Raw genomic sequence first — 26,236 nt, 5'->3', positions numbered from 1 at the left:
ATGCAACTCTCGGTGCGTGGCCGATTGCATGGAGCAACCGGCACTCGTCGGGAGGTCTCGCCGTGGTGCACAACGACCAACGCACGTTGAGGAAGCCGTGGAGTCTTGCCTTCGCGGCGGAACCGGAGGAGGCGGCGGCGCTTCGACGGCTGTTGCGCCTCCACCTGGGGTTGTGGGGGCTTCCTGAAGTGATCGAGGCCGCCGAAATCTGCGCGACCGAACTGCTTTCCAACGTCATCACGCACGTGGGCCCGGGTACGCCCACCACTCTCTCGGTCTCCATGCACGGCGGCCGTGTTCGGATCGAGATCGAGGACCCGGACCCTCGGACTCTCCCCACCCTGCTCCGGGCGGGAGCTGAATCCGAAGGCGGCCGAGGAATGGCCCTCATCGACGCCATGGCCGTTCGCTGGGGTGTCGAGCCGCGCGCCGATCGGAAAGTCACCTGGTGCGAGTTGGCTGCGGAGTCGGGATCATCGCGCTCGACCGACGGCGATCCATGCAAGAGGAGGGCCGAAGGGACGTTGGGGGTCTACGGGGGAGCGGGTGTCCCGGATGCCGCGCTCGTCGGCTCCCGGCGGCTGAGTTTGGCCCGAGCGGAGGAAGCGGCGATCGACATCATCGCCGACCTCCTCCATTGGCTTCACACACACGGCCGAGACGCGGACGACTTCCTCGACCGGGTGCAGGCGCACTTCGAGGCAGAGACCAGGGCTTCTGTCCGAACCGCGCCGGGTCAGCTCGTAATGGATGCGTAGGAGCTCACATCGGCAGGAAGCTCGTGCTGGAGATCCCACGTGATCGCCATGGGCTTGCTGCCGGTGTGGCCGGCATAGATGGCTGGCCCAAGAAGCATCCACGGCTCGGCCTTGCCGATGCTGTTGCTCTTGTAGCGGCGGAGGAAGAGCAGGACGTGGCTGCCCCGCTGGGCGTGGTGCCGGTACCGCAGGCCGGTCTCGGAGTCCGCCGGAGTGGTGCTCTGGGACTCCCAATGGAAACGGGTCGGGCTGAGCGCGTAATCCTTATAGCGGACCGTCGGGGAAAAGTCCCGTTCGCTCTTCTCCAGCGTGATCAGGAGAGCGTCGGTGTTGAACTCCTCAACCCACCGCACCCCTTGTCCGAAGGCTCGCGGCATCTGACCGCCGAGTTTGGCGATCCCCAGCGCCGAGAGGATCTCGGAGCGGTTGTAGGAGCTGTGGATCTTCAACGGGATGGGAGCCAGTGAACCCTCCAGCGGGAGGGGGAAGTGGTCGGCCTCTTCCAGAGCGTAGGACAGGACCTGCGTCAGTTCGTCGCGTAGCGCTGTCTGGCCGCGCAGTGACTCAAGCCCTTGGCGGTAGCTGGAGAACCCGCCTGCGTTGTCCCACAGGTTGAAGAAGAGCATGCGGGCGTATGCCTGGTCCTGCACGGACAACGAGTCGTAATCCGGTGCGTCGTCGGCGACCAGCCGAAGGTATGCGTGGATCCGGTCCGGGTCGTCGACGTGCAGGAAGGCGTGAACACGCTTGAGGAGGTCGGCTTCGCCCGGCGGCTCTTCACCGCGGATGAACCCCGCCCTACGCAGGACCTTGGTCCACGAATTGTCGCTCTTGTAGAGCTCCTGGATATCGCGTCGGCTCTCGCGAAGGTAGTCGGCCAGCCGCGGAGTGCTGTAGTCCCTCACTTCCTTGGCCAACGTGGTGATCGTGGCCTTGAGCTGGGTGCGGATGTTGTCCAGGACAAGGTCCTTGGACTTACCCTCCAGGATGATCTGACAGCCCGACGGCAACTGCGGGAAGTCCTGCTCGATGCTGTCGACCAGACGGTTGCGCGAGAGGTTGGTCAGAGCCCGGAACTGCTCTTCGAAGCGGAACTCGGCGCGGTGCTGGCCGATGAAGTCGAGGACGGTGAGTACCGGCTTGTTCGGCGTGCGACGCAGTCCGCGGCCGAGTTGCTGGAGGAAGACCGTCGCGCTATTGGTGGGACGCAGCAACAGAAGGGTGTCGACGTCCGGGATGTCCAGGCCCTCGTTGAACAGGTCGACGGAAAAAATCACTTGGATGCGACCTGCCTTGAGGTCGTCGAGTGTCCGTTGACGCACCTCGGGCTTGGAGTCGCTGTCGAGCGCTGCTGCCTGGAAACCCGCTCGGCGGAAGCACTCCGCCATGAAATGCGCATGGTCCTTGGTCACACAGAATCCCAGCGCACGCATCGCAGCAGGGGCCGAGATCTTGTCCTTGACCTGCTTGATGACGATGCGGGCCCGGGCCTCGTCACCCGTGTAGAGGTGGCCGAGCTGATGTCGGTCATAGACGCCCGAACGCCAGTCGAGACGGGTCAGGTTCGTACCGTCTGGCAGCCCGAAGTAGTGGAAGGGGCAGAGGAGGTCGTTTTCCAGGGCCTCCCAGAGTCTTAGCTCTGCGGCGATCCGGCCGTGGAAGAACTCGTCCTGCACATTGCACCCGTCCATCCGCTCCGGGGTCGCCGTGAGGCCCAGGAGCTCGGCCGGCCGGAAGTGGTCGATGACGCGCCGGTACGTCTCGGCCGTGGCGTGGTGGAACTCGTCGATGACGATGACGTCGAACCGCTCAGGGTCGAGTTCCTCCAGGCGCTGGAGGTTGAGGGACTGGACGCTGGCGAAGACGTGCGTCCAGTCGCGGGGCTCCTTGCCGCTGTGAAGCAGTTCCCCGAAGGAGGCGTTGTCGAGCACCTCTCGGTAGGTGCGCAACGACTGTTGCAGGATTTCCTTGCGGTGGGCGACGAAGAGGAGACGGGGAAGTTCTCCGCCGCGCGCGTCTCGCATGGTGCGGTAGTCCAATGCGGCCATGACGGTCTTGCCCGTTCCCGTCGCGGCGACAAGCAGATTCCGATTGCGGCCTCGGACGTCGCGCTCCACGCGGAGGCGCTCCAACATGTCCTTCTGGTGCGGGAGCGGGTGCACCTCAAGACCGGAGAGACTGATTCTTATGTCCCCGCCGGGTCCGGTGCCACCCGCCTGGGCGAGTGCCCGAGCCAGCCGCTCGCCATCGCGGTCGGGGTCGTATGCCTCGAAGGCCGTGTCTGCCCAGTACGCGTCGAAGGTCGCCTCGAACTTGTCGAGCACCCTGGGGGTGGCCACAGAGGACAGCCGTACGTTCCATTCCAAGCCGTCGAGCAAGGCTGCCTTGGACAGGTTGGAGCTGCCCACGTACGCCGTGTCGAAGCCGGTGTTGCGGCGAAACAGCCAGGCCTTCGCATGCAAACGCGTCGACCTGATCTCATAGTTGACCTTGACCTCTGCGCCGAACTCACGCACGAGCCGGTCCAGGGCATGACGATCGGTGGCCCCGATGTAGGTCGTCGTGATGACCCGGATCGGGACGCCACGTTCCTTGGCGGCGCGGAGCGAGTCCTCAAGGACCCTTATGCCGTACCACTTCACGAACGCGCAGAGCAGATCGATGCGGTCGGCGGTGGCGAGCTCTGCCCGCAACTCCGCGCCCAGGCTCGGATCGTCCGGCGCGTTGGTGATCAGCGCGGTCTCGGACAGAGGCGTCAGGGGCCTGATGGCGTACACGCCCGGAGCCTCCTGCTCGGCGAGAGCGAGAAGCTGGCGGGGGCCATCGACGATGGCGGTTCCGAATGCGTCCAAGTCCGGATCCGGCATGCTGTCGACCAGGGACCTCATGATCTCGTTGGCTGCGGCCACCTGTTTGTCAGGGGAGAGCTGACCCAACCGCCGCTCGACGGCCTCACCGATGTGGCGCGCCAGGACGTGCGGGGAAGACTCGGCACTCACCTCCGCGTGGATCGGCTTCCAACCGGCGGCGTTCAGCTGCTCGATCCTTGCCTGCATACCTTCGGTGATGAGCTCCTCGTACACACCTGGGACAGGCTGTGACAGATCCCCTGGTTGAGCCACGCGGCCCCCCTCGTTTGTCAGTTGCGCCACGACAGTTTCTAGCAGGCGCCGCTGACACTGGAGGGCTGAGTGATCGAATGACGGTCGACTCTGCGTCGCGGGACAGGAGAGAGGCCGCCTGCGGGCAAGGGGGCGAGGCGATCGCCACCGACGCCCGCCTTGAAGGCGATCGCCGGCCCCTCGACCTCGCCGTGGCCCTTCGACTGTGACGGGAGCGGTGTTACACGCTCGCCCCGTGGCACCCTCCGTAAGGGCGACCCGACCCGCACCAGCACCCCGCCCCCCGTTCCGGCGGCCATTCCGTGGCCCTTCCCCTTGCTGCCAGGGTCGTCGCGTACTGGGGGAGGAGGTCGGTGTCTGCCGGGGAGGAGGCCTCCGAGGCTGCGAAGGCCTCGTAGGAGGGGACCGTGCCGGTGACGATGCCCAGGTTGGCCGTGCCGGAGGCGGCGAGTTCGCGCAGGGACGCCTCTATGGTCGCCAGGTGCTCCTCGTGCGAGGGGTACTCGTCCGACAGCGTCGGGTAGGCGGCGACCAGTTCCGCCAGCTCGTCCGTGGGCCAGTGCAGGACCGCCACCGGGAACGGGCGGGACAGTTCCTCGCGGTAGGCGCCCAGCTCGGCGCGGAGGCGGGAGATCTCCGCCCGCAGTTCGGCCGGGTTGTCCGAGCCCAGGGACCAGACGCGTTTCGGGTCGTGCAGCTCGTCCAGGGGGACGGGCGAGGAGTGGAGGGTGTCGGCCAGCACATCCCAGTCGTCGTGGCCCGCGCCCAGCATGCGGCGTACGCGGTGGCGGCCGAAGAGCAGGGGGTGGCAGGCGTGCGGCGGGGGTTCGGGGACGTCCGCCAGGAGCAGGGTGACGCCCTCGGTGAACGTCTTGTGCGCGGCCTCCAGCTCGTCGTGGGCCTCCAGCGACTCGGCGACGATGACCCAGGGGGCCGGGTCGCGCGGGGCGGTGGCGCGGATGCCGTCGATGATGGCTCGGGCCTCGGCCTCGTGGCCGTACTCCCACAGGTTCGCGGCCTTCAGGGCGCGGATCAGGTGCGGGTTCTCCAGGCTGTCCGAGGACGACAGCAGGCGGTCGTACAGGGTCGTCGCGGCGGGGCGGTCGCCGGCCAGTTCCAGGTGGGCCGCGGACTGCAACAGCAGGGCTTCCGCGTCCTCGGGGTACAGGCCGGCGGTCCGCTCCAGGCGTGCCGCTTCGGCGGTGTGGTCGACGTTCTCGGCGGGCGTGTCGGGGCGCATGGATGACACCGTAGCGCCGCCCACTGACGAAATGGAGATATGTGCAGGCCAGCGCCCGCCTCGACGTCCCGCCACGCGCGCGGACCATACCGGCTGCCCTAGATCGTCACCCCGTCCACCTGAAGGGTCTGCACCGCGCCCGCCGCGAACGGGACGCTGATCGACTTGCCGCTCAGGTGCGTGTCCGAGTGGGACGTGTAGAGGTCGCCGGAGCCGTTCGTCAGGGTGTTCCAGCGGGGGACCAGGCCCGACGAGCCGCCCGTCACCGTGGTGAAGCGGGACAGGTCGAAGGTCAGGGTCTGGGCCGAGGACGACGTGTTCGCGGCGACGATGACCAGGCGCTTCGCGTTCCTGTCCAGTGCCGCCGCCGCATAGCTGACGCCGGTGTCGAGGATCGTCATGCCGGGACGGATGTGCCGGCTGAACTGGGCCATCACGTAGTACTTGGTGGTGACCGCGCCGGCCGCCAGTGTGTCCGGGTCGTACCGGATCATCGCCCAGCCGGCCGACGGGTCCATGACCTGCCAGTAGACCCACGCCGTCGGGTGCAGCCAGCGGAAGTCGTAGAGCAGGTTGCCCGCCATGGTGAGGCCGGTGCCGTCCTTGTCGCCGGTCTCGGAGTTCCACAGCGCCTTGCCGCCGGTCGTGACCACGTCCGTGTAGAGCAGATCGCGGCGGCCGCCCGAGCCCTGGTAGCCGTGGACGTTGACGCGGTTGACGTACCCCTTCGTCGTCGACGAGAAGGAGTTCCAGGTGGTGCGGGCCAGGTCGTAGCTGGTCTCGTCCGACGCGGAGATCCTCGTCGCCGTCAGGCCGCGCTTGTCCAACTCGCTGCGCAGGTAGGGGAGTACGGCCGCCTGGACGGTCGCGTCCATGTGGCAGCCCTCCTGCGTCCCGGTCGCCGTCCACCAGGACGACGAGGGTTCGTTGAAGGCGTCGACCGTCGCGAAGTTCACGCCCCAGTTCGCCTTCGCGTACGAGGCGACCGCCGCCAGGTGGGAGGCGTGCTGGCGGTAGTTCCAGGACTGGAGGTTGTTCCCGCCGCCCGAGGCGCCGGACGGGTTGTGGTTCAGGCACATCCACCACATGGGGGAGTTGGCGAACAGCTCCGTCGTCGCGCCGCGCGACACCGCCTTCTGGAGCATCGCGCGCTGGGCGGCGTCCGCGCTCCAGTCCCAGGCCGACGACGTCGGGTCCTCGTTGTTCCAGTCCTGCCAGTAGCCCTCGATCTGCTTGAAGCCGGGGATGTTGGGCGAGACCGCCATCGACGTGCCGCCCACGCTGTTCCAGCTGCACGCGCCCAGGTTGTAGCGGGCGATGTTGAGGCCGAGGCCGGGGAGGGTCCTGCCGTTGTAGGACACCGACTTGGTCGTGAAGAAGATGTCCGCGAAGTCGTCCCGGGCGCCGAAGACGTTCGCCCACCAGGCCAGGGAGGTGCCCCAGCCCTCCCATGTGCCGTACGTCGTCGAAGGGTTGACGGCGACGGTGGAGTCGGCCCGGGCGGTGCCCGTCGCGAGGGCGCTTCCGAGGAGCGCGCCTCCGGTGGCCGTCAGCAGTGTCCTGCGTCGGATCATGACTTCTCCGCTTCATGACTGCGATCGACGCCCGGTCGTCCCAACCGGCGTCGTCGGTGCGGCTGTCCGTAAGTGCCTGACTGCGTGAGTGCGTGAGTGCCTGCGTGCGTCAGTGCCGGTGCGTGGGTGGTGCGTGGGTGCGTGGGTGCGTGGCTTTGCGTCTGTGGGGGATGCGGCTGCGCGGTGGTGCGGCTGCTGGGCCGTGCGTCACGAAGCATCGGGGGTGCTCCGTGGTGTTGTCGAGAGTTCTGACAGCCCTTTCTCAAACCTGTGGAGGAAGGGCTGCGGCGGGTTCGAGCGTGCGAACGGTCTGGAGACCTCGGGCCTCGCCGCCTATCGTGCCCGCGTGCGGATCCCCCTCGTTCAGCACAGCACGCGGCGCCGGCGCGCCCGGTACCGGCGGGTGCTCTGGAGCGGCGCCGAAGTGCTGGTCACCGCCGGGGTGTTGGTGCTGCTCCTCGTCGTCCATCAGCTGTGGTGGACCAACCGGGAGGCCAGGGAGGGCGCCGAGCGGCGGGTGGAGGCGCTGGAGCGGGCGTGGGGGGCCGGGGGCGGTGCCGGACCGGGAACGGGAATGGATGCGGGTGAGGGGGCGGGGCCGGGGATTGGTGACGGATCCGGTTCCGGCCCGGGTGACGACGACGGCGGGCTCGACGGCGGTCCGGGCGGCGGGCTCGGGCGACCCGGCGGCGGCGCGCGGGACTCACGGCCGGGCGGGACGCCCCGTTCCTCGCAGGCCTACGCCGTCCTGCGCATTCCGCGTCTCGGTCTGCGGGTCCCCGTCGCCGAGGGCACGAGCAGGCGGGACGTGCTCGACAAGGGGTACGTCGGTCACTACGCCGGCACCCAACAGCCGGGCCGGCAGGGCAACTTCGCGGTGGCCGGGCATCGCAACACCCACGGTGAGCCGTTTCGGCGGCTGGACCGGCTCCGCAGCGGCGACGAGGTGGAGGTGGAGACCCGCAACGCCGCCTACACCTACGTCGTCGGCAGGATCCTGCCGCGGACGTCACCCCGTGACACGGGTGTCATCCGGCCCGTTCCCCGGTCCCTCACCCGGCCCGCCTACGGCTACGACGCCCCCGGCCGCTATCTGACCCTCACCACCTGCACGCCCGAGTACACGTCCCGGTACCGCATGGTCGTCTGGGCCGTGCTGGTCGCGACGCGTCCCCGCGGGTAGCGCCGCGTCGGTGGAGCGGACGTCGCTGTGTGAGGGGGTTTCTTCGGGAGCCTGGCCGTGGGCGTGGGCGGAAGGGGGAGGCCCGTTGCGTCGCGCCCCGCAGATGACGAACGTGACGCTGATCAGCAGGGCCCACGAGATCCACTTGGACACCGGGACGGGCTCCCAGCCGTGGAGCTGGGACGGGTAGGTCCAGGCGCCGAGGTAGGTGGCGATGTTCTCGGCGAGCCAGAGGAAGAAGCCGATCAGCGCGAAGGCGAGCGCCAGCGGCATGCGGTGGCGCAGCTCGCCGACCGTGAAGTGCACCCAGGTCCCCGTCGTCGCGACGAGCAGCAGAGCGCCCAGCGGCAGGCGCAGGTCGGGCAGCCAGTGGTGGCTCAGGAAGTTGGCGTACAGGCCGACGGCCGTCAAGGCGGTGGCGCGGGCGCGGTAGCCGGTCAGGGTGAGGTCGAGCAGCCGCCAGGACCGGCAGACGTAGCTGCCGACGGCCGCGTACATGAAGCCGCCGTACAGCGGAACGCCGGCGATCTTGGTCAGTCCGGACTCGGGGTAGCTCCAGGATCCCACCCGCACCTTGACCAGCTCGAAGGCGAGCCCGAGGACATGGCAGGCGGCCACGACGGCCACCTCCCGCCGGGTCTCCCAGCCGAGCGCGCAGCCCACGGCGGTGAGCAGCACGCCGTAGACGAGGAGGAGGTCGTAGCGGGCCACCGGGAAGGACAGGTGCGACGCGAGCAGCTTGGAGACGGCCATGCCGCCGAACAGCGCGACCGCGAACGCGCAGCAGCGCGCCTGGACCCGGGCGAAGCGCACCAGCTGCCCGGCCAGGCGCGTTGCCGCGCTCCGGACGCGGTTCGACGCGTGCAGGGTGGGGCGCCATGTGGGTCGGGCGAGGCGCGATGTGCGCCGGGCCAGGGCTGTGGCGCGGCGCTTGGTCGCGTGGGGGCGGCGGAGCGTGTGCATGGTCATGGAGAGTCGCCGGGGTTCCCCGCCGGTTCCCCGCCGGTTCCCCACGGAACTCCTCGCGGGCGCTCGGCCCGGTCCGTCCGGGGCGTCTCGCGGTCTCCTCCGCTCGTCTACGACCCTTCCTCCAGGGCCTCTCTGACGGCGGTCAGGACGGCCTCGGTGTCCGCGCCCAGGGCACGGGCGGAGGCGGTGAAGTCACGGGCCAGGGTGGCGAGCCGGCTGGGATCGGCGTGGGCGGGTCCGGCCGGGGGCGCCGCCACTCGGGTGCCCGCGCCCCGGCGGGTGCGGATGAGTTCGGCGGCCTCCAGTTCGCGGTAGGCGCGGGCCACGGTGCCCGGCGCGAGGCCGAGGTCGGCGGCGAGCTGGCGCACGGTCGGCAGCCGTTCCCCCTCGGTCAGCCGTCCGGTGACGATCAGGGCCGCGAGCTGGGCGCGGATCTGCTCGAACGGCGGCACCTGGCTCGTGGTGTCCACGCGGACCGCGGGTTCACTCATCGCCGACGGCCCTGGGCACGACGATGGTGAACAGGCACCATCCCAGACTGAACAGGGTCACCAGGCTCAGCGGGTAGATCACCAGCGCGGTGAGGTTGCCGAGCATGCCGGCGCAGGTGGTGCGGGACAGCACTCTGCCGATCATCCCGAGCACCATCAGCAGCTGGCTGGAGACCAGCAGCCCCCAGGCCGCGGTGATCGCCCACGAGCGGTCGTGGCGCTGCTGGTTGTCGCCGGGGCGGTGGGCGATGCGGCGCAGCGCCCAGACGCAGGCGGCGGTGCCGACGGCGAGGGAGGCGAGGAGGGGAGCGGCGTAGTAGAGGCCGGGCCAGGGGCTCAGGGGTCTGGTCACGCTCCGGCAGGTGACGGTGATGGCCCGGCCCGCGCGGCCGGCCGGGTCGGGGGAGGCGGCGAGCGATCCGACCGTCAGGAAGACGAGGAGGCACGCCGTCTGGAAGAGCAGCAGCGGAGCCATCCGGGGCGGGACGTGGTCGCGGACCCGGCGGGGGGCGAGGGCGGCGGTGCGGACCGCTTCCTGCGGAGCCGGCGTCAGGGAGTCGCCGAGCAGGACGCCGCCGACCGCGCACAGACCGAACGCGGTGACCGCGCTGAGGAAGCGCATGGCCAGGTCGTCGCTGTCCATGGCGCCGAGCGCTTGTGCGAGTACGGCGCCCAGCGTCAACCCGGCCCAGCGGGCGCAGAGGTCGGCGCGGGCCAGCAGGCGTTCTGGCGAGACGGTGTCGAGCATGTCGGGCCCCCGGCGGATACTTGTATCAAGTGGTAAGTACAAGAGGTGAGTACAAGATGCCGTGAGCGGGATCTTGTGTCAAACCCCTGATACAAAAAGGGCCTTGGGCGGGGAGGGGCCTGACCGTGGCCGCCGGTGTGGGGTATAAACCGATGACCGATTGCCGATGACCGATTGCCGACGACGGTGGAGGGGAGGGGGAGACGTGTTCCGAGACCGGGTTCCGGTGCCGCACCCGCGCTCGCGCCCGCGTCGGCGTTCGCGTCCGGCGACGCGACGGACGTCCCGCCCGCTCGTGCGTGTCGTCCCGCTTCCGCGCGCCGTCCCCCTTCTGCTGCTGCTCGTCGTGGACGTCCTCCTCCTGGACTCCGGTGGCCTCCCGGCCGTCTCGGCCGCCGTCGCGCTCGCCGCGACCGCCGCCGCCGGATCGGCCCTCGCCGTCTGCGCGCTGGTCGCCGCGCGCAGCGCGCCCGCCGTTCCGCCCACGCGGGTCCGGACCGCCATCAGGGACCGGGCCCGGCGTACGGCCTTCCTGCCGCAACGCGATCCCGACGCCTCCGGCCGGCCCCGCCCCCGGGCTCCCGGCCACGCCCTCCCGGCGACCGCCGCGTAGGGCCCGGACCGCCTCTTCTCCGTGACCCCGCGCGGGTCGTCATGCCGCATTCCCCGACCGTCGGCACGACGAGACCCCCGGAGGGCTCCTCACCCATGTCCGCACATCCGTCAGTACTTCTGTCCGCGCCCGTGTCCGTCCTGGCCGGCCTGGTCGAGCACCTCGCCGACCTGCTCCAGCCCCTGTGCGGCACCGCGTCCGCGGCCGCCGCCATCGTCCTGTTCACCGCGTCGGTACGACTCCTCGTGCATCCGCTGTCCCGGGCCGCCGCCCGGGGGCAGAAGGCGCGTGCGGCGTTGCAGCCCCGGATCGCGGAACTGCGCGAGAAGCACGGCGAGAACCCCGAGAAACTCCAGCGGGCGGTGCTGGACCTGCACGCGGCGGAAAAGGTGTCGCCGCTCTCCGGCTGCCTGCCCAGCCTGCTCCAGCTCCCCGCGTTCTTCCTGCTCTACCGCCTCTTCTCCGGCTCCTCCGCCGACGGCGCGGGCCGCGCGCTCCTCGACCACCACCTGTTCACCGCGCCCCTCGGCGACCGCTGGACGGACGCGCTCGCCCACGGCGGCCCGTTCGGCGAGGCAGGGCTGGTCTATTTCGTGCTCTTCGCCGTCGTCACGGCCGTCGCGTCCTTCAATTACCTGCGCGCCAGGCGGACGCCGCCGCCGGTGACCGGCGGCCAGGAGACGCCCGGCGTCGGCGCGCTCACCAAGGCCATGCCGTTCATGTCCTTCTTCACGCTGGTCACCATGGCCGTCGTGCCGCTGGCCGCCGCGCTGTACGTGATCACGAGCACGACGTGGAGCGCGGTCGAGCGGGCCGTCCTCCACCGGTGACGGTCCAGTACGTGAACCGGGTATTGCGGAGCGGACGCCCGGTCTGGAGGATCGACCAGTCATCCGATGGCTGCACCCGTCGGCGGACGACCCGCGATCGAGGGAGATTGTCACCATGAAGCTGCTGCGAGTCGGTACGGCCGGAACGGAGCGTCCCGCGCTGCTCGACTCCGACGGGGTCCTGCGGGACCTCTCCGGGGTCGTCCCGGACGTCGACGGGGCGCTGCTCGCCGACGACGCGGCGCTCGGCCGGGTCCGGGCCGCCGCCGAGTCCGGGGAGCTGCCGGCCCTGGACGCGACCGGGCTGCGGGTCGGACCGCCGCTCGCGCGGATCGGCAAGATCGTGTGCATCGGGCTGAACTACCACGACCACGCGCGGGAGACGGGGGCCGAGCCGCCCGCCGAGCCCGTCGTCTTCTTCAAGGCGGCGGACACCGTCGTGGGGCCGTACGACACCGTTCTGGTGCCGCGCCGGTCCGTCAAGACGGACTGGGAGGTCGAGCTGGCGGTCGTCATCGGGCGCACGGCCCGCTACCTGGAGTCGGCCGAGGAGGGGCTCGCGCACGTCGCCGGGTACGCCGTCGCCCACGACGTGTCCGAGCGGGAGTTCCAGATCGAGCGCGGCGGAACCTGGGACAAGGGGAAGAACTGCGAGACGTTCAACCCGCTGGGGCCCTGGCTGGTGACCGCCGACGAGGTCCCCGACCCGCAGAGCCTGTCCCTGAAACTCTGGGTGAACGGCGAGCTGAAGCAGGACGGCACCACGGCCGAGCAGATCTTCCCCGTAGGGGAGGTCGTGCGCTACGTCAGCCAGTTCATGACCCTGTACCCCGGTGACGTCATCAACACCGGGACGCCCGCGGGCGTGGCGCTGGGCGCACCCGAGCCCAAGCCGTTCCTGCGGGCCGGGGACGTGGTGGAACTGGAGATCGAGGGGCTGGGGAGGCAGCGGCAGGCGTTCAAGGACGCGTAGCGCTCCGCTGGGTGCGGGCGGAGTTCCGGGCCGGGGGGCCCACCGGGCCGGGGGCCTCCACGGGGCCGGCGGTCCCGGCCGGGCGGGGCTGTCCGGGCGGGACCGAGGGGGTGGGGGCTGCGGTCGTCCGTCGGGTGCGGGCCGTTCGTGGCTGGGCGCGCAGTTCCCCGCGCCCCTGAGGCGCTCCTGCGGAGCGATCAGGGCGGGGTGGGGGTGCGGTCGTCCGTCGGGTGCGGGCCGTTCGTGGCTGGGCGCGCAGTTCCCCGCGCCCCTCAAGGCGCTCCTGCGGAGTGATCAGGGAGGCGGCCCCCGCCCCTCTCAAGGTGTCTCTCCGGAGCCGGTCAGGGGTGCGCCCCCGCCCCTCTCAGGGTGGGGGCGCCGCTGTGGGGGCCTACAGGTCCTTTTCCAGGAACTGTTCCAGTGCCTCCACCACGAAGCGGTGGTCTTCCAGTTGGGGCAGGCCCGAGACCGTCACCGCGCCGATCACGCCCACTCCGTCCACGGTGATCGGGAAGGAGCCGCCGTGGGCCGCGTACGTGTCCGGGTCCAGGCGGGAGGAGTCCTCGAACGTCGTGCCCTTGGCGCGGTAGCGCGTCCCGACCAGGTAGGACGAGGCGCCGAAGCGCTCGACCACCCGGCGCTTGCGCGCGATCCAGGCGTCGTTGTCGGGGGCCGATCCGGGCAGCGCCGCGTGGAACAGCTGCTGGCCGGCGCGGTGGATGTCGACGGCGACCGGCGCCTGGCGCTCGCGGGCCAGCTCCACCAGGAGCGAGCCGAGCGCCCACGCGTCGTCATGCGTGAACCGGCGGAAGACGAGCCGCCGTTCCTGGGCCTGGAGCTCCTCCAGACTCGGGGTGATCTCCGGGGTGAACTTGGGGGTGAGTTCGTGGGTGCCCATTACAGCGTCACCGCCACCTTGTCTCGTGCCGAACGGCGGGCCGCCTCCAGGACGTCGAGGGCGGCGGCCGCCTCGACGGCGGTCACCGGGTTGGGGCCGCCGTCGGTCAGTGCCCTGGCCACCGCAGCGTAGTAGGCCGGGTAGTCGCCGGGGAGGGTCCGTTCGGGTCGCCCGCCGCCGGTGAGCGGGGACTCCCCGGCGCCCACCCGGCCCCACAGCTCCTCGGGCTCCGTGCCCCAGTCCGCCCCCGTGCCGCCGGGCCGCTCGCCCTCCCGCAGCGCCGCCTCCTGCGGGTCGAGGCCGTACTTCACATAGCCCGCCTTCGAGCCCAGCACCCGGAACCGCGGGCCGAGTTGGGCGGTCGTCGCCGAGACGTACAGGTGGGACCGGACCCCGCTCGCGTGGGTCAGCGCGATGAAGGTGTCGTCGTCGGTCTGCGCCCCGGGCCGGCGGACGTCGGCCTCCGCGTACACGGACCGCGCCGGGCCGAAGAGGACCAGCGCCTGGTCGACGACGTGACTGCCGAGATCGTAGAGCAGACCTCCGATCTCTGCGGGGTCGCCGGACTCCCGCCAGCCGCCCTTCGGCAGCGGCCGCCACCGCTCGAACCGGGACTCGAACCGCCACACGTCGCCCAGTTCGCCCTCGTCCAGCAGCTTGCGCAGGGTCAGGAAGTCGTTGTCCCAGCGGCGGTTGTGGAAGACGGACAGGAGCAGCCCGCGCTCCTCGGCGAGGGCGGCCAGCTCACGCGCCTCGGCCGCCGTGCCCGCGACCGGCTTGTCGACGACGACCGGCAGGCCGGCCTTCAGCGCGGCGGTCGCGAGCGGGACGTGCGTCTTGTTGGGGGAGGCGATGACGACCAGATCCGGCTCGTCGGCGCGCGCGAGCAACTCGTCGGCGGAGACGGCGACCCGTACGTCCGGGAACTCGGCGCGGGCCTGCTCCTGCCGCTCGGGGTTCGAGGTGACCACCGTGTCGAGGACGAGGCCCTCGGTGGCCGCGATCAGCGGGGCGTGGAAGACGGAACCGGCCAGGCCGTAGCCGATCAGACCCACGCGGAGAGGAGTACCTGTCATGGTCCCCACTTTCGCAACGCTGTTGCCAAAGTGCAAGCAGGGGGCAGAATGGGCCCGTGAACAGGACCGCCGGAGGCCGGCAGTGAACAGGACGGACGCAGGCGTCAACCTCCTGGGCCTGCGCAGCCACAACACCGCGCTCGTGCTCGACCTGCTGCGCACGGCGGGCGGGGACGGCATCAGCCGCCTGGAACTCGCCGAGCGCACCGGGCTCACCCCGCAGGCCGTCAGCAAGATCACCGCACGGCTGCGGCAGGAGGGGCTGGCGGCGGAGGCGGGCCGCCGCGCGTCCACCGGCGGCAAGCCGCGCACGGTGCTGCGGCTGGTGCCCGAGGCGGGCCACGCCGTCGGGGTCCACCTCGACCGCGACGAGCTGAGGGTGGTGCTCGCCCGACTCGACGGACGAGTGGTGCGGGAGCGGCGCACGCCGCTGTCCCTGGGGGCCGGGGCGCGGCCGGTGCTGGACGCGGTGACACGGGAGGTGACACGGCTCCTTGCAGCCGGCCCCCCCGACGCCCCTTCCACAGCGGCAGCGGTAGCGGCAGGGGCAGAGGCGGCCGGGGCGGGAACGACGGCAGCGGTAGCGGAGTCCTCCGCGGTGGCCGCGCACGGCATTGCCGTGGCTGCCGTCACGCCGGACCGCATCCCCGTCGCGCCGGCCCTTCTCGGGGTCGGGGTGGCCCTTCCCGGGCCGCTCGACCATGCCCGGGGGGTGCTGCACCGGGTCACCGGCTTCCCCGAATGGGACGGGTTCCCGTTGCGCGACGCCCTGGCGGAGCGGCTCGGCGCACCGGTGGTCGTCGACAAGGACACCAACGCGGCCGCGCTCGGTCTCGCGGTCGACGGCGAGGGCGGCTCCTTCGCCTGCGTCCATCTGGGCACCGGCCTCGGCGCGGGACTCGTCATCGGCGGGACCCTGCACCGTGGCGCGCGCACCGGCGCGGGTGAGTTCGGGCACCAGGTCATCCAGCTGGACGGGCCGCCCTGCTCCTGCGGCAATCGGGGCTGTGTCGAGGCCCTGTGCCTGGCCGCCCTCGGCCGGGGGGACACCGGTGAGGCGGCGCGCGTCCTCGGCGAGGCCGCGGCGAACCTGGCCGGGCTGCTCGACATCGACGCCGTGCTGCTCGGCGGCCGCGCGATCGCGGCCGCGCCGGAACCCTTCCTCCACGGTGTGACGGCCGTTCTGCGGGCCCGGGCCCGCAGGGAGGGCTCGCCGGAGGACGCCGTCCGGGTCCGCCTCGCCCCTCACGGCGCCGGCGCGGTGGCCCGGGGCGCGGCCCAACTGCTCCTGGCCCCCCTCTTCGGCCGCGAGACGGGCTGACACGGTCCGGCACGGCGGCCCGGCGCGGTGGCCCGGCACGGCGGTCTGGCACGGCGGTCTGGCACGACTGTCGGGCGGGCGCTCCGATGTGGTCCGGCACGGCGGCCGGGCGGTCCGACGCGGCCACGCCCCGAGCCTGACCGAGGTGAACCGGGCTCGAGCGGGGTGAACCGGGCCCGAGCGGGGTGAACCGGGCCCGAGCGGGGTGAACCGGCCGGGCCCGGCAGTTCAGGCCGGGCTCGTCCGAACGAGGGGATTCGCACGGTCGTGCGGTGCGCCTTCGGGGTGCGGGGCGGGAGGCCGGGCAGGCTCACGTATTCATGCGACTGTGCCCGCCCGTCTCCCTGTGCCTCGCCGCGGCCGCCGCCTTCCTCCCCGCCGCCCTCCTCTCCGCGCCCGCCCAGGCGGAACCCGGTCCGGGCTGTTCCGGCGCCGCCGCCGGTGACTTCCCCCTCAGGACCCGTATCCACGGCGGCCCGGCCTCCTACCGGGCGGGCGGCGGATACGGCGTCTGGTATCTGGACCTCACCAACACCACCCGCCGCACCTGCGCCGCGATCCATCCGGTGGTCGTCCTGGTCGACGCCGGACGGAAACTGAAACCGTCCCAGCCGCGGCTGGACTTCTACGCCGGCGGCCGCCCCTGGCCGGTCCGCTTCGAGCACACGGACGACGACGAACTCGTCGGCGCCTTCACCGGCGGCGACGACGCCTCCGCCGCCTTCTCCGGGTTCAGCGTGGGCCCGGGCCGGACCCTCACCGTCAAGCTGCGACTCGCCCTGGCCCCGGACGCCGAGGCCAACGCCGTCACCGCCAACGCGGCGGTCGTCCAGCGGCACGGCGACGACGGCGACTGGATCGGGCAGTCCAACGACTACCGCTTCGCGGTCGAGGCGGACTCCGGCCCGGCCACGGGCCGCGACACGAAGGACCCCACGACCGGCCCGGCCACCGACGCCGCCACCGCTCCCACGGCCGGGACGACAGCCGGGACGACGGCCCGTACGCCGGCCGACCCGAGGAGCGACGCCACGGGCGGGGCCGCGGCCGGTGACGCGACACCCCCCGTCCCCCGTCCCGACCCCTCCGCCTCCGCCGGCACCGGCGGCCTCTCCCTCGCCGACGAGGCCGCCGAGCTGGCGCGCACCGGCCTGACGTCGCCTGCGGTGCTCGCCGCGGCCGCCGGCTGCCTCCTCACCGCCGGCGCGGCCTTGCTGCTGGCCCGTCGGCGCCGTTGAACCGCCCCCACGCTCGCCTGCGCGCTCGCCCGCCCGCTGCCCCGCGTCCCAGCCGGTGGACGGTCCGGAACCGGCCATTCCCTCAAGATCGGGCCTGTGACTAGGCTGAGGCGCACGCAGCGACCGCGTGCACGCGCAGCAACCGCGTACTCGCGTACGGCAGGGAGACCCCGCACATGGCAGACCGCAGGCCCATCGAGTCGTGGCTCACCGACATGGACGGTGTGCTCATCCACGAGGGCGTTCCGATCCCCGGCGCCGACGCCTTCCTGAAGAGACTGCGCGAGTCCGGAAAGCCGTTCCTGGTCCTCACCAACAACTCGATCTACACCCCGCGCGACCTGCACGCCCGTCTGCGGCGGATGGGTCTGGACGTGCCGATCGAGAACATCTGGACGTCCGCGCTGGCCACCGCCCAGTTCCTCGACGACCAGCGGCCCGAGGGCACCGCGTACGTCATCGGCGAGGCGGGCCTGACCACCGCGCTGCACGACATCGGCTACATCCTCACCGACCACGAGCCCGACTACGTCGTCCTCGGCGAGACCCGCACCTACTCGTTCGAGGCCATGACCAAGGCCGTCCGGCTCATCAACGACGGGGCCCGCTTCATCTGCACCAACCCCGACGAGACCGGCCCCTCCGCCGAGGGCGCGCTGCCGGCCACGGGGGCGGTCGCCGCGCTGATCACCAAGGCCACCGGCAAGAACCCGTACTTCGCGGGCAAGCCCAACCCGCTGATGATGCGCACCGGGCTGAACACCATCGGCGCCCACTCCGAGACCAGCGCGATGATCGGCGACCGCATGGACACCGACGTGCTGGCGGGCATGGAGGCCGGGATGCAGACCTTCCTGGTCCTCACCGGCCTGACCCGCCCCGAGCAGGTCGAGGACTTTCCGTACCGCCCGTCGAAGGTCGTGGACTCGATCGCGGACCTCGTCGACCGGATCTGAAACCCGCGGCGGCGCGCTGCCCACCCGTACGGAGCAGCGGCGTCCCGCAGCAGGATGCGCCGGGGGTCACGGCGGGGGAGTCTCCAGAGAGCTGGAGGTTCACGATGGGTTCCTTGAAGATCACTGTCTGTGCGGGCGCCGCGGTCGTCGCCGCGGTGCTCGTCCCCGCGGGGCACGCCTCGGGCGACGGCGGCCGTGACACGGCGGGCCGGGGCGGGGGCGGCGGTGTGTCCGTGACGCCGGCCAGGCCGTCGCCGGGATCCGAGGTCACGCTGAAGGCCACCGGGTGCCGCGGCAGGACGGCCACCGCGGCTTCGGCCGCCTTCGTGGCGGACGCGCGGCTCGTCGTCGCGGACGACGCCGGAGGCGCCCTCGTCGGCGACACCCGGGTCCGCTCCTCGCTCGCCGCGGGCGGCTACGACGTGCGGATCACCTGCGAGGGCGGTCCGGCGAAGGGCGGGAAGACCCGGAGCCGGATCGAGGTGCAGAAGCCGGTGGCCGGAGCCCGAGCCGGGGCCGGTGCGGCAGCCGATGCCGGGGCGGGTGCCGGTGCCGGCACCGGGGCTGCCCGGGACTCGGACGCCCCGTCCGCCCGTCCGGTTCCTCCCGCTTCTCCGTTCCCCGCCGGCCCTCCGGCGCCTCTCGCCGCGTCAGTCATTCCCGCCCCTCCCGCCCCTACCGCCCCTCCCTCGTCTCCCGTTGTGTCGGCCTCGCCCGTGGCTCCGGTGCGGGCGGGCGGGGGCGGGGCGGCTCCGCCGGCCTCGGTCGAGGAGGTGCGGGTGGACGGTCGCGGTCCGGGGACGGTGCAGGCCGTCGTCGGGCTGGTGCTCGCGGGCGTCGCCGCGGCCGTCGTCGCGTTCCGTGGTCTGCGACGGCGGCCCGGGGCGGACTGACCGTCGCCGTCGCCGTCGTCCTGCGGGCCGGGCCCAGGACGTCGTCGCGCGAGGCAGGGCGGGTCCGGCGTGACGTCACCTGGTCCGGTCGGCGGCCCGCTCCCCCGAAACCGTCGACCGGACCGGTCCTCGACCGCGCGCGCCCGGGTTGCGGGAGTGACCCGGCGTCCGGCGCGGGAGGCTGCGCGAAGCCCACGGACGGTCGGGGCCGGCCGGGGCTCTTCAGAAAGAGGTACCCAGCGAACGTGCGAAACGAACGAAGGCCCCTCGCTCTCGCGAGAGGCCTTCGATGTCTGTGCGCCGCCAGGGACTCGAACCCCGGACCCGCTGATTAAGAGTCAGCTGCTCTAACCAACTGAGCTAGCGGCGCCTGCTGACGGGACAACTCTACAGGACCTGCGAGGGTGCCCAGGACCACCCGCGGCCCGCGCCGCGGACGGCGGGCGGCCGCATTGGGCCGGGCGGGTTCCCCGTACATCGTTCGGACCGTCAGCATGCGCGTCCGGAAGACAGTTGAGAAACTGCGGGCGTGCACAGTCGCGGACATTTCCAGCTGCAGTGTGAGGGGAATCGCATGGAGGCTCCGGTATTCGAGGAATTCGATCCCGAGAGCGACTGCGACTGCCCCGGATGCGCGGCGCGGCGGCGGGCGGGCCGCCTTTCCCCGCCCGCCGTGTTCGGCGGCTGCCCCTCCGCCCGCCGCGCCCTGGTCGTCGCCACCGCGACGGCCGCGGCGCTCGGCGCGGCTCACGCCGCACCCGTCGTCGCCGCACCGCAGGCGCCGGCCCGGCCGCGTGTTCCCGCAGGTGACGAACCCGCGACCCCGCAGGGACGCAAGGCGCCGCTGCACGGGCCGGCCGGACAGCCGGCGCGTCCGCCGGGGGTGACGGGACCGGTCCGGACGCCCCCGACCACCCGGGCGGACATCGTCCGGCGGGCGAAGTTGTGGGTTTCGGCGCAGGTTCCGTACAGCATGAGCGCCTACTGGTACGACGGTTACCGGCAGGACTGCTCCGGATTCGTCTCCATGGCCTGGAACCTGCCCGGCAACGAGTGGACGGGCAGCCTCAACCAGTTCGGCACGAGGATTACCAAGGAGGAACTCCAGCCCGGCGACATTCTGCTGTTCCATAACGCGTCCGACCCCGAGAAAGGCTCGCACGTGGTCCTTTTCGGGGGCTGGACGGACTACACGCACAGCTACTACGTCGTCTACGAGCAGACCCGTCCGACCACTCGCCGCCAGGCCACTCCCTATGCCTATTGGAGCCATTCGGACCAGTACATCCCCTATCGCTACAAGGGGCTCACCACACCCCCGCCGGCCGGCGCGGAAGCGGCGGCCGCCGGTGACGGGGGCGAGGGCAAGGCCGCGGGCGGGAGTGCGCCGACGACGCCGTTCCCGGGGCGGGCGGCCTTCGGACCCGGCGCGGACAACGCGTACGTCACCCTGCTCGGCCGGCTCCTCGTCGAGCGCGGCGGCGGGCGCTTCTACGGCTCGGGGCCCGGCCCGCGCTGGTCGGCGGCGGACGGCAGGGCAACGCAGGCGTTCCAGCTGGCGCAGGGCTGGAGCGGGGCCGACGCCGACGGCCTGCCGGGCCCGCGGACCTGGTCGCTGCTGGTCACCGGCAAGGGCCGGAACATCGGGGCCGGCGGCGGGTCCGCCTCCGGCGGGCAGTCCCCCGCGGCCGGGGCCGGCAACACCGGTGCGGGTGCGGGCGCGGGGGCGGGGAGCGGTGCGGCGGGGGCGCACGGCACGCCCGCCGGGGCACGCGTTCCCGCGTATCCGGGCCGGGCGGCGTTCCGGCCGGGGGTGCGGAGCGCGTCCGTCACGCAGTTGGGGAGGCGGCTGGTGGCGAAGGGGTTCGGCCGCTTCTACACGGCGGGTCCGGGTCCGCTGTGGGGCGAGGCGGACCGGCGCGCGGTCGAGGCCTTCCAGCGTGCCCAGGGCTGGCGCGGCGGCGCCGCCGACGGCTACCCGGGCCCCGAGACCTGGCGCCGCCTCTTCTCGTAGCCGCCCGTCACCCTCGTCACGACCGTCCCCCTCGTCACCCGTCACCCCCGTCCCCCTCGTCACCACCGTCCCCCTCGTCACCCGTCACCCCCGTCACCCCCGTCCCCCGTCGTCACCCTCGTCACTCGTCATCCCTCGTCACTCTCGTAACCCTCGTCACCCCTGTCATGGCGTATCTGGCGCGGAGGCTGGAGGCACGCAGTGCACACGACCACTTCACCGACACCCGAGCCCGAGGGGCCGGCCCGGCCCGCCCGGCTCATCCAGAACGAGACGACCACCGAGATCCCCGTCCATCTGTTGTTCCGCGACGAGCCGGAGCCGCGGCCCGTGCCGCTGGCGCCCGCCGTGGTGGGCAGCCGGACGGGCACCGGGGAGCAGCCGCGGCTGCGCCGCCCCGCGTCGGTCAAGCCGCGTCCGGCGGCGCAGGTCGACCCCGGCCTGGTGGAGCGGCCGGCCCGGGTGCTGCCGGGCGTCCTGGGCGTGTTCGCCGGGGCCTGCGGGGTGGCGGGCTGTGTGGCCGCCTCGTGGTGGGCCGGGGTGCTGCCGCGGGTCGCGGTGCGGGCGCTGCGGCTGCCGGAGTTCGCGGGCGCGGGGCTGGGGCCCGCGCAGTGGGCGGTGTACGCGGGGGCGGGCGCGCTGGGGCTGTTCGGCTTCGGCGGGCTCGCCCGGGGCCGGACCGGCCGGGCCTGGGTGCTCGGCCTGTTCGGCCGCTACCGGGGGACCGTGCGGCGCACCGGCCTGCTGTGGGTGAACCCGCTGCTGCTGCGCCGCCGGGTGGACGTGCGGCTGCGGCACTGGCGCAGTGAGCCGATGCCCGCCGCGGACGGCAGCGGTGTGGCTCTGCGGGTGGTGGCGCTGGTGGTGTGGCGGGTGCGGGACACCGCGCGGGCCACGCTGGGCGTGGAGGACCACGAGACGTATCTGCGCGAGTGCGTGGAGGCGGCGCTGGCGCGGGTCCCGGTGGAGACGCCGGGGGCGGGGCGGGGTTCGGTGGAGGCGTCGGGGGAGGCGTTGAGCAGGCTGGTGGCGGGGGAGGCCGGTGCGATCGGTCTGGAGGTGTTCTCGGTGCGGCCGGTCCGGATCGAGTACGCGCCCGAGGTGGCCGCCGCGATGCACCGCCGCCGGATCGCCGCGCTCGACGCCCAGCACCGGGCGACGGTGCTGACGTCCGTGGTCGACTCGGTGGAGGACACGGTGACCCGGCTGACGATGCGGGGGCTGGTGGAGCTGGACGACTACGAGCGCAAGGCGCTGGTGAAGGACCTGACGGTGGCGTTCTGCGCGGGGCGGCAGGAGCCGGCGTGATTGGTCTGGACATGGCCAAGAATCGGCAATAATCTCGAACTTGGTCTAGACCTGCACGGCACGGTTCACCGAACTCCTGAACTCCCCACGTTCACCAGGAGCGCCAGCATGCGCGAGAAGACCCGAAGAGGAACCGGCAAGAAGACCAGGTGGTACGCGGCCGCGCTCGGACTCACCACGGCGGGGGCCTTCGTGCTCACGGCCGGGGGCGCGAGCGGCCACGGCTACACCGACCTCCCCGTGAGCCGGCAGAAGCTCTGCCAGAACGGCTCGGTCGCCAACTGCGGCGACATCCAGTGGGAGCCGCAGAGCGTCGAGGGGCCGAAGGGCTTCCCGGCCTCCGGCCCCGCGGACGGCCGGATCTGTTCCGGCGGCAACACCCGCTTCGCCCAGCTCGACAGCGCGAGGACCCCCTCGGGCGGGGCATGGCCCACGACCAGGCTGACCGGCGGTCAGAGCTACACCTTCCGCTGGCAGTTCACCGCGATGCACGCCACGACCGGCTTCACGTACTACGTCACCCGGCAGGGCTGGAACCAGAACCACAACCTGGCCCGCTCCGATCTCACCCTCACCCCGTTCCTGACCGTGCCCTACGGCGGTCAGCGGCCCCCGTCGACCCTCTCCCACAGCGGCACGCTGCCGTCCGGGCTCAGCGGACGTCACGTGATCGTCGCGGTGTGGACGATCGCCGACACGGCCAACGCCTTCTACGCGTGCTCGGACGTCACGTTCTGAACGGGACGGCATTCCTGAGCATCGCTTGAGGTCCCCCGTGCCCGCGCACGGGTACGTTCCCTGCACGCCGGCTCGACCAAGCCGGCCTACAGGGAACATCGGGGGAATCCATGGAAGCGTTCTTCTACATCATCCCGGGCATCATGGCGGCGGGCCTGCTGTTCGTCATGTCCCGGGTGCTGGTCAAGTCCCGGCGGATCGACCGCGCTTGGGCCAGCGGCCTGACCGCGGAGGCGCGCTGCCTGCGGGCGTACACGACGCTCAGCGGAGGCGGTGACACCTCGATCGGCACGACCCTGCACCAGGTCTTCGAGTTCACCACCCGCGACGGCCGGGTCGTGCGCTTCGAGGAGGTGGACGGCCCGGGGACGATCCTGGAGGGCGACATCGTCACCGTCCACTACGCGGCGGACCGTCCCGAGGAGGCGACCGCCAAGGCCCCGGCCCGCGGCCGGCTCCTCGCCGAGTCGGGATGCGTGCTGGGCTTCCTGGGCGCCGTCCTCGCCTTCTGCGTCTTCTTCATGATCGGCGTCCACCTGATGTTCGACGAGGCGGGCGATCTGATGCGGATGCCGTAGCCCTGGCCCTCCACTTCTGACGGTACGTCAACTACCGTTCGCTGCCATGGAGTCCACCGGGGCGACCGGCACCGTCGCCGAACTCGTCGCGGCCCGCTGGGGCGACCGCCGGCCGGGACTGTGGTGCGAGGACACCGTCCTCACGCACCACGAGGTCGCCTCGGGCGCCGCCGCCCGCGCCGCCCTGCTGCACGACCTGCTGCCACCGGACGGCCCGCCGCATCTGGGCGTGCTGCTGGACAACACCCCGGAGTTCCCCCTGTGGCTGGCGGCCGCGGCCCTCGCGGGGGCGGCCGTCGCCGGGATCAACTCCACCCGGCGCGGCCCCGAACTGGCCCGCGACATCCTGCACACCCAGTGCCGGCTGCTGATCACCGACTCCGACCGCCTCCGGCTCCTCCGGGGCCTCGACCTGCCCGGAGTCCGGCTGCTCAGCACGGACACGGCGGAGTACGGCGCCCTCCTCGCCCCCTACGCGGACGCCCGCCCGGACCCCTCGCGGGCCACCCCGGCCGACCGGCTCCTGCTCTACTTCACCTCCGGCTCGACCGGCGCGCCCAAGGCCGCGATCTGCACCCAGGGCCGGCTGGCCGCCGCCGGCCGCTCCCTGGCCGGACAGTTCTCCGTCGGCCCGGACGACGTCCACTACGTGTGCATGCCGATGTTCCACGGCAACGCGGTGATCGCCGACTGGGCGCCCGCGCTGACGGCCGGCGCCGGGGTCGCGCTGCGCCGGCGCTTCTCGGCGTCCGGCTTCCTGAGCGACGTACGGCGCTACCGGGCGACCTACTTCACCTATGTCGGCCGGGCCGTCCAGTACGTCCTGGCCACCGAGCCGGGCCCGCACGACCGCGACCACGTGCTGCGGCTGGGCTTCGGCACCGAGGCGGGCGCGGTGGACGCGGCGGCGTTCGAGCGGCGGTTCGGCGTGCGGCTCGTGGAGGGATACGGCTCCTCCGAGGGCGGGGCGGCCGTGCAGTGGTCGCCGGGGACTCCGGCAGGGGCGGTCGGCCGGGCGGGCGCCGGTCTCGTCGTCCTCGACCCGCAGACGGGCGCGCAGTGTCCGCCGGCCGTGTTCGACGCGGCGGGACGGCTGCTGAACGGCGACGAGGCGATCGGCGAACTGGTCAACCGGGGGCCGAACCCGTTCGAGGGCTACTGGCGCAACCCCGCGGCGGAGGCGGAGCGGCGCGGCGCGGACGGCGCGTACCGCACCGGCGACCTCTTCTTCCGCGACCGGGCCGGCTACCTGTACTTCGCGGGCCGTACCGACGACCGGCTCCGCGTCGACGGCGAGAACCTGGCCGCGGCGATGATCGAGAACATCCTCGCCCGGTACGAGGGGGCGGCGGCCGTCGCCGTCTACGCGGTGCCGGACCCGGTGACCGGGGACCAGGTGATGGCGGCGCTGGCCGGGACCTTCGACCCGGCCGGCTTCGCCGCCTTCCTGGACGCCCAGCCCGACCTCGGCACGAAGATGGCGCCCCGGTTCGTGCGGGTGGTGGAGCGGATGCCCGTCACCGCCACGAACAAGATCCACCGAGCGCTGCTGCGGCACGAGGGGCCGCACTGCGCCGACCCCGTGTGGTGGCGTCCGCCCGGAGAGGGCGGCTACCGTCGGCTCGCGGCGGGGGAGGCCGTCCGGACCGGTCCCGCCGGGCAAGGCGAAGGGCCCCCCGTGTCCACGAGAGGCCCTTCCACTGTGCGCCGCCAGGGACTCGAACCCCGGACCCGCTGATTAAGAGTCAGCTGCTCTAACCAACTGAGCTAGCGGCGCATGACTCCCGCCCTCCGCCTTCGGCGGCTGGCGACGGAGAAAATACTACCTGGTCCGCGAGGGTGCTCCCGACCACCCCGCCGCACGCTTCGCCGTGCCCGCCGGGGGCCGGTCTCAGATGGCCAGCGACAGCAGTACCGGCGCCGCGTTCCTGTTCAGGGTCTCGGCCGCCTCGCGCAGCCGGTGGGCGTGGGCGACCGGCAGGGACAGGGCCAGACAGCCGGCCGTGGCGCCGGCGGTGATCGGGACGGCCGCGCAGACCGTGCCGATCGCGTACTCCTGGAGATCGAGCACCGGGACCGTGGGCGGCTGCGCCTCCAGACGGGAGAGCAGCAGCTTGTCGCTGGTGATGGTGCGCGAGGTGAGCCGGGCCATCTTGTGCCGCGAGAGGTGGTCGCGGCGGCCGTTGTGGTCGAGCTGGCCGAGCAGGCTCTTGCCGAGCGCGGTGGCGTGCGCCGAGGAGCGGAAGTCGACCCATTCGTGGACGGACGGCGTGGCGGGGCCGTCGGCGTACTGCGTGATCGTGACCTCTCCGTCGACGTACCGGCTGATGTAGACGGCGGCGCCGACGCAGTCGCGGAGCCGGTCCAGGGTGTGCTGGAGCTTGTCGTGCAGGGCCTGTTCCCGGTGGTGCGCGGATCCCAGCCGGGCGAGGGCGTCGCCGGTGACGTACGCCCCGTCGGCGATCTGCTCCACATAGCCCTCGCGGCGCAGCATGCGCAGGAGCGTGGTCAGCCGCTCCGCGCCGAGGCCGCTGCCGCGGGCGAGTTCGTCGTCGGTGACACCGGTGGAGTGCCGTGCCACCGTCTCCAGGACGCGCAGCGCCTCCTGGGCCGAGTGGTACGGCGCGGTCGGCTCGTGCTTCAGCGCCACGGTTCCCCCTGCGTCAGCCGTGCCGGCTGCGCTGCTGTAGTGGGCCGTAATCCGGTCAGTGAACC

Annotated in this window: 22 protein-coding genes, 2 tRNA genes and 1 pseudogene; 14 read left to right on the top strand and 11 right to left on the bottom strand. The window is 72.3% G+C overall.

The genetic code is table 11. From position 1 onward, the window contains the following. Nucleotides 1–62: 62 nt before the first annotated feature. Nucleotides 63–758 carry an ATP-binding protein gene (locus tag OG802_RS13275; protein WP_329410328.1) on the top strand — a complete coding sequence of 232 codons (696 nt, stop codon included), beginning with the start codon at nt 63–65 and terminating at the stop codon, nt 756–758. On the opposite strand, the gene OG802_RS13270 is transcribed toward OG802_RS13275, so the two are convergent. From OG802_RS13270 to OG802_RS13260, 3 genes are all read right to left on the bottom strand, one after another. Continuing rightward, nucleotides 737–3,814 (bottom strand): DUF3427 domain-containing protein, encoded by a 3,078-nt coding sequence (locus OG802_RS13270; RefSeq protein WP_329417038.1) that lies wholly within the window; start codon nt 3,812–3,814, stop codon nt 737–739. The genes OG802_RS13275 and OG802_RS13270 overlap by 22 nt on opposite strands. A gap of 286 nt (nt 3,815–4,100) precedes the next feature. Continuing rightward, nucleotides 4,101–5,120 (bottom strand): hypothetical protein, encoded by a 1,020-nt coding sequence (locus OG802_RS13265; RefSeq protein WP_329410326.1) that lies wholly within the window; start codon nt 5,118–5,120, stop codon nt 4,101–4,103. Nucleotides 5,121–5,218: 98 nt separating this feature from the next. Beyond that, a complete protein-coding gene (locus tag OG802_RS13260) occupies nt 5,219–6,694 on the bottom strand; it encodes a glycoside hydrolase (protein ID WP_329410324.1) in 1,476 nt (491 codons plus the stop codon). Between the two features lie 346 nt (nt 6,695–7,040). On the opposite strand from OG802_RS13260, the gene OG802_RS13255 reads away from it, so the two are divergent. Beyond that, the gene (locus OG802_RS13255; protein WP_329410322.1) at nt 7,041–7,877 is read left to right on the top strand and encodes a class E sortase; all 837 of its coding nucleotides are present in this window, start codon (nt 7,041–7,043) and stop codon (nt 7,875–7,877) included. A gap of 120 nt (nt 7,878–7,997) precedes the next feature. On the opposite strand, the pseudogene OG802_RS13250 reads toward OG802_RS13255, so the two are convergent. The 3 genes and pseudogenes from OG802_RS13250 to OG802_RS13240 all read right to left on the bottom strand — a co-directional run. Continuing rightward, a pseudogene (locus tag OG802_RS13250) lies at nt 7,998–8,840 on the bottom strand (DUF817 domain-containing protein); the annotation flags it as partial. A 113-nt stretch (nt 8,841–8,953) separates the two neighbouring features. Continuing rightward, nucleotides 8,954–9,337, bottom strand: coding sequence for a GntR family transcriptional regulator (locus OG802_RS13245; RefSeq protein WP_329410320.1), 384 nt, complete (start codon nt 9,335–9,337; stop codon nt 8,954–8,956). Further along, nucleotides 9,330–10,085, bottom strand: a complete 756-nt coding sequence (locus OG802_RS13240; RefSeq protein ID WP_329410318.1) for a hypothetical protein — start codon at nt 10,083–10,085, stop codon at nt 9,330–9,332. The genes OG802_RS13245 and OG802_RS13240 overlap by 8 nt, the downstream gene beginning before the upstream one ends. Before the next feature lie 295 nt (nt 10,086–10,380). Here OG802_RS13240 and OG802_RS13235 point away from each other — a divergent pair, with 295 nt between their 5' ends. The 3 genes from OG802_RS13235 (at nt 10,381) to OG802_RS13225 (ending at nt 12,501) form a co-directional block, all read left to right on the top strand. After that, nucleotides 10,381–10,698, top strand: a complete 318-nt coding sequence (locus OG802_RS13235) for a DUF6412 domain-containing protein (protein ID WP_329410316.1) — start codon at nt 10,381–10,383, stop codon at nt 10,696–10,698. A 131-nt stretch (nt 10,699–10,829) separates the two neighbouring features. Continuing rightward, a complete protein-coding gene (locus tag OG802_RS13230) occupies nt 10,830–11,528 on the top strand; it encodes a YidC/Oxa1 family membrane protein insertase (RefSeq protein WP_329417037.1) in 699 nt (232 codons plus the stop codon). Between the two features lie 115 nt (nt 11,529–11,643). After that, nucleotides 11,644–12,501, top strand: coding sequence for a fumarylacetoacetate hydrolase family protein (locus OG802_RS13225; protein WP_329410314.1), 858 nt, complete (start codon nt 11,644–11,646; stop codon nt 12,499–12,501). Between the two features lie 391 nt (nt 12,502–12,892). Here the strand turns inward: OG802_RS13225 and OG802_RS13220 are convergent, their stop codons facing one another. Continuing rightward, nucleotides 12,893–13,399: a heme-degrading domain-containing protein gene (locus tag OG802_RS13220; RefSeq protein ID WP_329410312.1), complete on the bottom strand. Its 507-nt coding sequence runs from the start codon at nt 13,397–13,399 to the stop codon at nt 12,893–12,895. Further along, the gene (locus OG802_RS13215) at nt 13,399–14,475 is read right to left on the bottom strand and encodes a Gfo/Idh/MocA family protein (protein WP_329410310.1); all 1,077 of its coding nucleotides are present in this window, start codon (nt 14,473–14,475) and stop codon (nt 13,399–13,401) included. The genes OG802_RS13220 and OG802_RS13215 overlap by 1 nt, the downstream gene beginning before the upstream one ends. 82 nt (nt 14,476–14,557) lie before the next feature. Between OG802_RS13215 and OG802_RS13210 the strand changes: the two genes are divergently transcribed. From OG802_RS13210 to OG802_RS13195, 4 genes are all read left to right on the top strand, one after another. After that, nucleotides 14,558–15,796: an ROK family transcriptional regulator gene (locus OG802_RS13210; RefSeq protein WP_329410308.1), complete on the top strand. Its 1,239-nt coding sequence runs from the start codon at nt 14,558–14,560 to the stop codon at nt 15,794–15,796. Between the two features lie 320 nt (nt 15,797–16,116). Beyond that, nucleotides 16,117–17,034, top strand: coding sequence for an LPXTG cell wall anchor domain-containing protein (locus OG802_RS13205; protein ID WP_329410306.1), 918 nt, complete (start codon nt 16,117–16,119; stop codon nt 17,032–17,034). A gap of 176 nt (nt 17,035–17,210) precedes the next feature. Beyond that, a complete protein-coding gene (locus OG802_RS13200; protein ID WP_329410304.1) occupies nt 17,211–17,990 on the top strand; it encodes an HAD-IIA family hydrolase in 780 nt (259 codons plus the stop codon). 104 nt (nt 17,991–18,094) lie between these two features. Further along, nucleotides 18,095–18,883, top strand: a complete 789-nt coding sequence (locus tag OG802_RS13195) for a hypothetical protein (protein ID WP_329410301.1) — start codon at nt 18,095–18,097, stop codon at nt 18,881–18,883. 296 nt (nt 18,884–19,179) lie between these two features. On the opposite strand, the gene OG802_RS13190 is transcribed toward OG802_RS13195, so the two are convergent. Then, nucleotides 19,180–19,253: transfer RNA gene (locus OG802_RS13190), tRNA-Lys, on the bottom strand. Nucleotides 19,254–19,457: 204 nt separating this feature from the next. On the opposite strand from OG802_RS13190, the gene OG802_RS13185 reads away from it, so the two are divergent. The 5 genes from OG802_RS13185 (at nt 19,458) to OG802_RS13165 (ending at nt 25,259) form a co-directional block, all read left to right on the top strand. Then, nucleotides 19,458–20,897 (top strand): peptidoglycan-binding protein, encoded by a 1,440-nt coding sequence (locus tag OG802_RS13185; protein WP_329410299.1) that lies wholly within the window; start codon nt 19,458–19,460, stop codon nt 20,895–20,897. A gap of 201 nt (nt 20,898–21,098) precedes the next feature. Continuing rightward, complete coding sequence (locus tag OG802_RS13180) at nt 21,099–22,205, top strand: SPFH domain-containing protein (protein ID WP_329410297.1); 1,107 nt, start codon at nt 21,099–21,101, stop codon at nt 22,203–22,205. A 108-nt stretch (nt 22,206–22,313) separates the two neighbouring features. Continuing rightward, a complete protein-coding gene (locus tag OG802_RS13175; protein ID WP_329410295.1) occupies nt 22,314–22,943 on the top strand; it encodes a lytic polysaccharide monooxygenase auxiliary activity family 9 protein in 630 nt (209 codons plus the stop codon). 110 nt (nt 22,944–23,053) lie between these two features. Continuing rightward, on the top strand, nt 23,054–23,521 hold the full coding sequence (locus tag OG802_RS13170) for a DUF3592 domain-containing protein (RefSeq protein ID WP_329410293.1): 468 nt from the start codon (nt 23,054–23,056) through the stop codon (nt 23,519–23,521). Nucleotides 23,522–23,567: 46 nt separating this feature from the next. After that, nucleotides 23,568–25,259 (top strand): AMP-binding protein, encoded by a 1,692-nt coding sequence (locus tag OG802_RS13165; RefSeq protein WP_329410291.1) that lies wholly within the window; start codon nt 23,568–23,570, stop codon nt 25,257–25,259. Here the strand turns inward: OG802_RS13165 and OG802_RS13160 are convergent. Next, nucleotides 25,225–25,298 (bottom strand) — tRNA-Lys (locus tag OG802_RS13160). The two genes, OG802_RS13165 and OG802_RS13160, sit on opposite strands and share 35 nt — an antisense overlap. 114 nt (nt 25,299–25,412) lie before the next feature. Continuing rightward, nucleotides 25,413–26,171, bottom strand: a complete 759-nt coding sequence (locus OG802_RS13155) for an IclR family transcriptional regulator (RefSeq protein ID WP_329410289.1) — start codon at nt 26,169–26,171, stop codon at nt 25,413–25,415. Nucleotides 26,172–26,236 lie beyond the last annotated feature (65 nt).

The organism is Streptomyces sp. NBC_00704, from assembly GCF_036226605.1.
Classification (GTDB): domain Bacteria; phylum Actinomycetota; class Actinomycetes; order Streptomycetales; family Streptomycetaceae; genus Streptomyces.
Note: the sequence above shows the minus strand (reverse complement) of the source record. Positions and strands in the feature narration are given on the sequence as shown.

Bases quoted from the DNA above. Each gene is read 5' to 3' on its own strand.
- OG802_RS13270 (WP_329417038.1), bottom strand. From the start codon at position 3,814: ATGCAGGCAAGGATCGAGCAGCTGAACGCCGCCGGTTGGAAGCCGATC.
- OG802_RS13265 (WP_329410326.1), bottom strand. From the start codon at position 5,120: ATGCGCCCCGACACGCCCGCCGAGAACGTCGACCACACCGCCGAAGCG.
- OG802_RS13260 (WP_329410324.1), bottom strand. From the start codon at position 6,694: ATGATCCGACGCAGGACACTGCTGACGGCCACCGGAGGCGCGCTCCTC.
- OG802_RS13245 (WP_329410320.1), bottom strand. From the start codon at position 9,337: ATGAGTGAACCCGCGGTCCGCGTGGACACCACGAGCCAGGTGCCGCCG.
- OG802_RS13240 (WP_329410318.1), bottom strand. From the start codon at position 10,085: ATGCTCGACACCGTCTCGCCAGAACGCCTGCTGGCCCGCGCCGACCTC.
- OG802_RS13225 (WP_329410314.1), top strand. From the start codon at position 11,644: ATGAAGCTGCTGCGAGTCGGTACGGCCGGAACGGAGCGTCCCGCGCTG.
- OG802_RS13220 (WP_329410312.1), bottom strand. From the start codon at position 13,399: ATGGGCACCCACGAACTCACCCCCAAGTTCACCCCGGAGATCACCCCG.
- OG802_RS13215 (WP_329410310.1), bottom strand. From the start codon at position 14,475: ATGACAGGTACTCCTCTCCGCGTGGGTCTGATCGGCTACGGCCTGGCC.
- OG802_RS13205 (WP_329410306.1), top strand. From the start codon at position 16,117: ATGCGACTGTGCCCGCCCGTCTCCCTGTGCCTCGCCGCGGCCGCCGCC.
- OG802_RS13200 (WP_329410304.1), top strand. From the start codon at position 17,211: ATGGCAGACCGCAGGCCCATCGAGTCGTGGCTCACCGACATGGACGGT.
- OG802_RS13195 (WP_329410301.1), top strand. From the start codon at position 18,095: ATGGGTTCCTTGAAGATCACTGTCTGTGCGGGCGCCGCGGTCGTCGCC.
- OG802_RS13185 (WP_329410299.1), top strand. From the start codon at position 19,458: ATGGAGGCTCCGGTATTCGAGGAATTCGATCCCGAGAGCGACTGCGAC.
- OG802_RS13175 (WP_329410295.1), top strand. From the start codon at position 22,314: ATGCGCGAGAAGACCCGAAGAGGAACCGGCAAGAAGACCAGGTGGTAC.
- OG802_RS13170 (WP_329410293.1), top strand. From the start codon at position 23,054: ATGGAAGCGTTCTTCTACATCATCCCGGGCATCATGGCGGCGGGCCTG.
- OG802_RS13165 (WP_329410291.1), top strand. From the start codon at position 23,568: ATGGAGTCCACCGGGGCGACCGGCACCGTCGCCGAACTCGTCGCGGCC.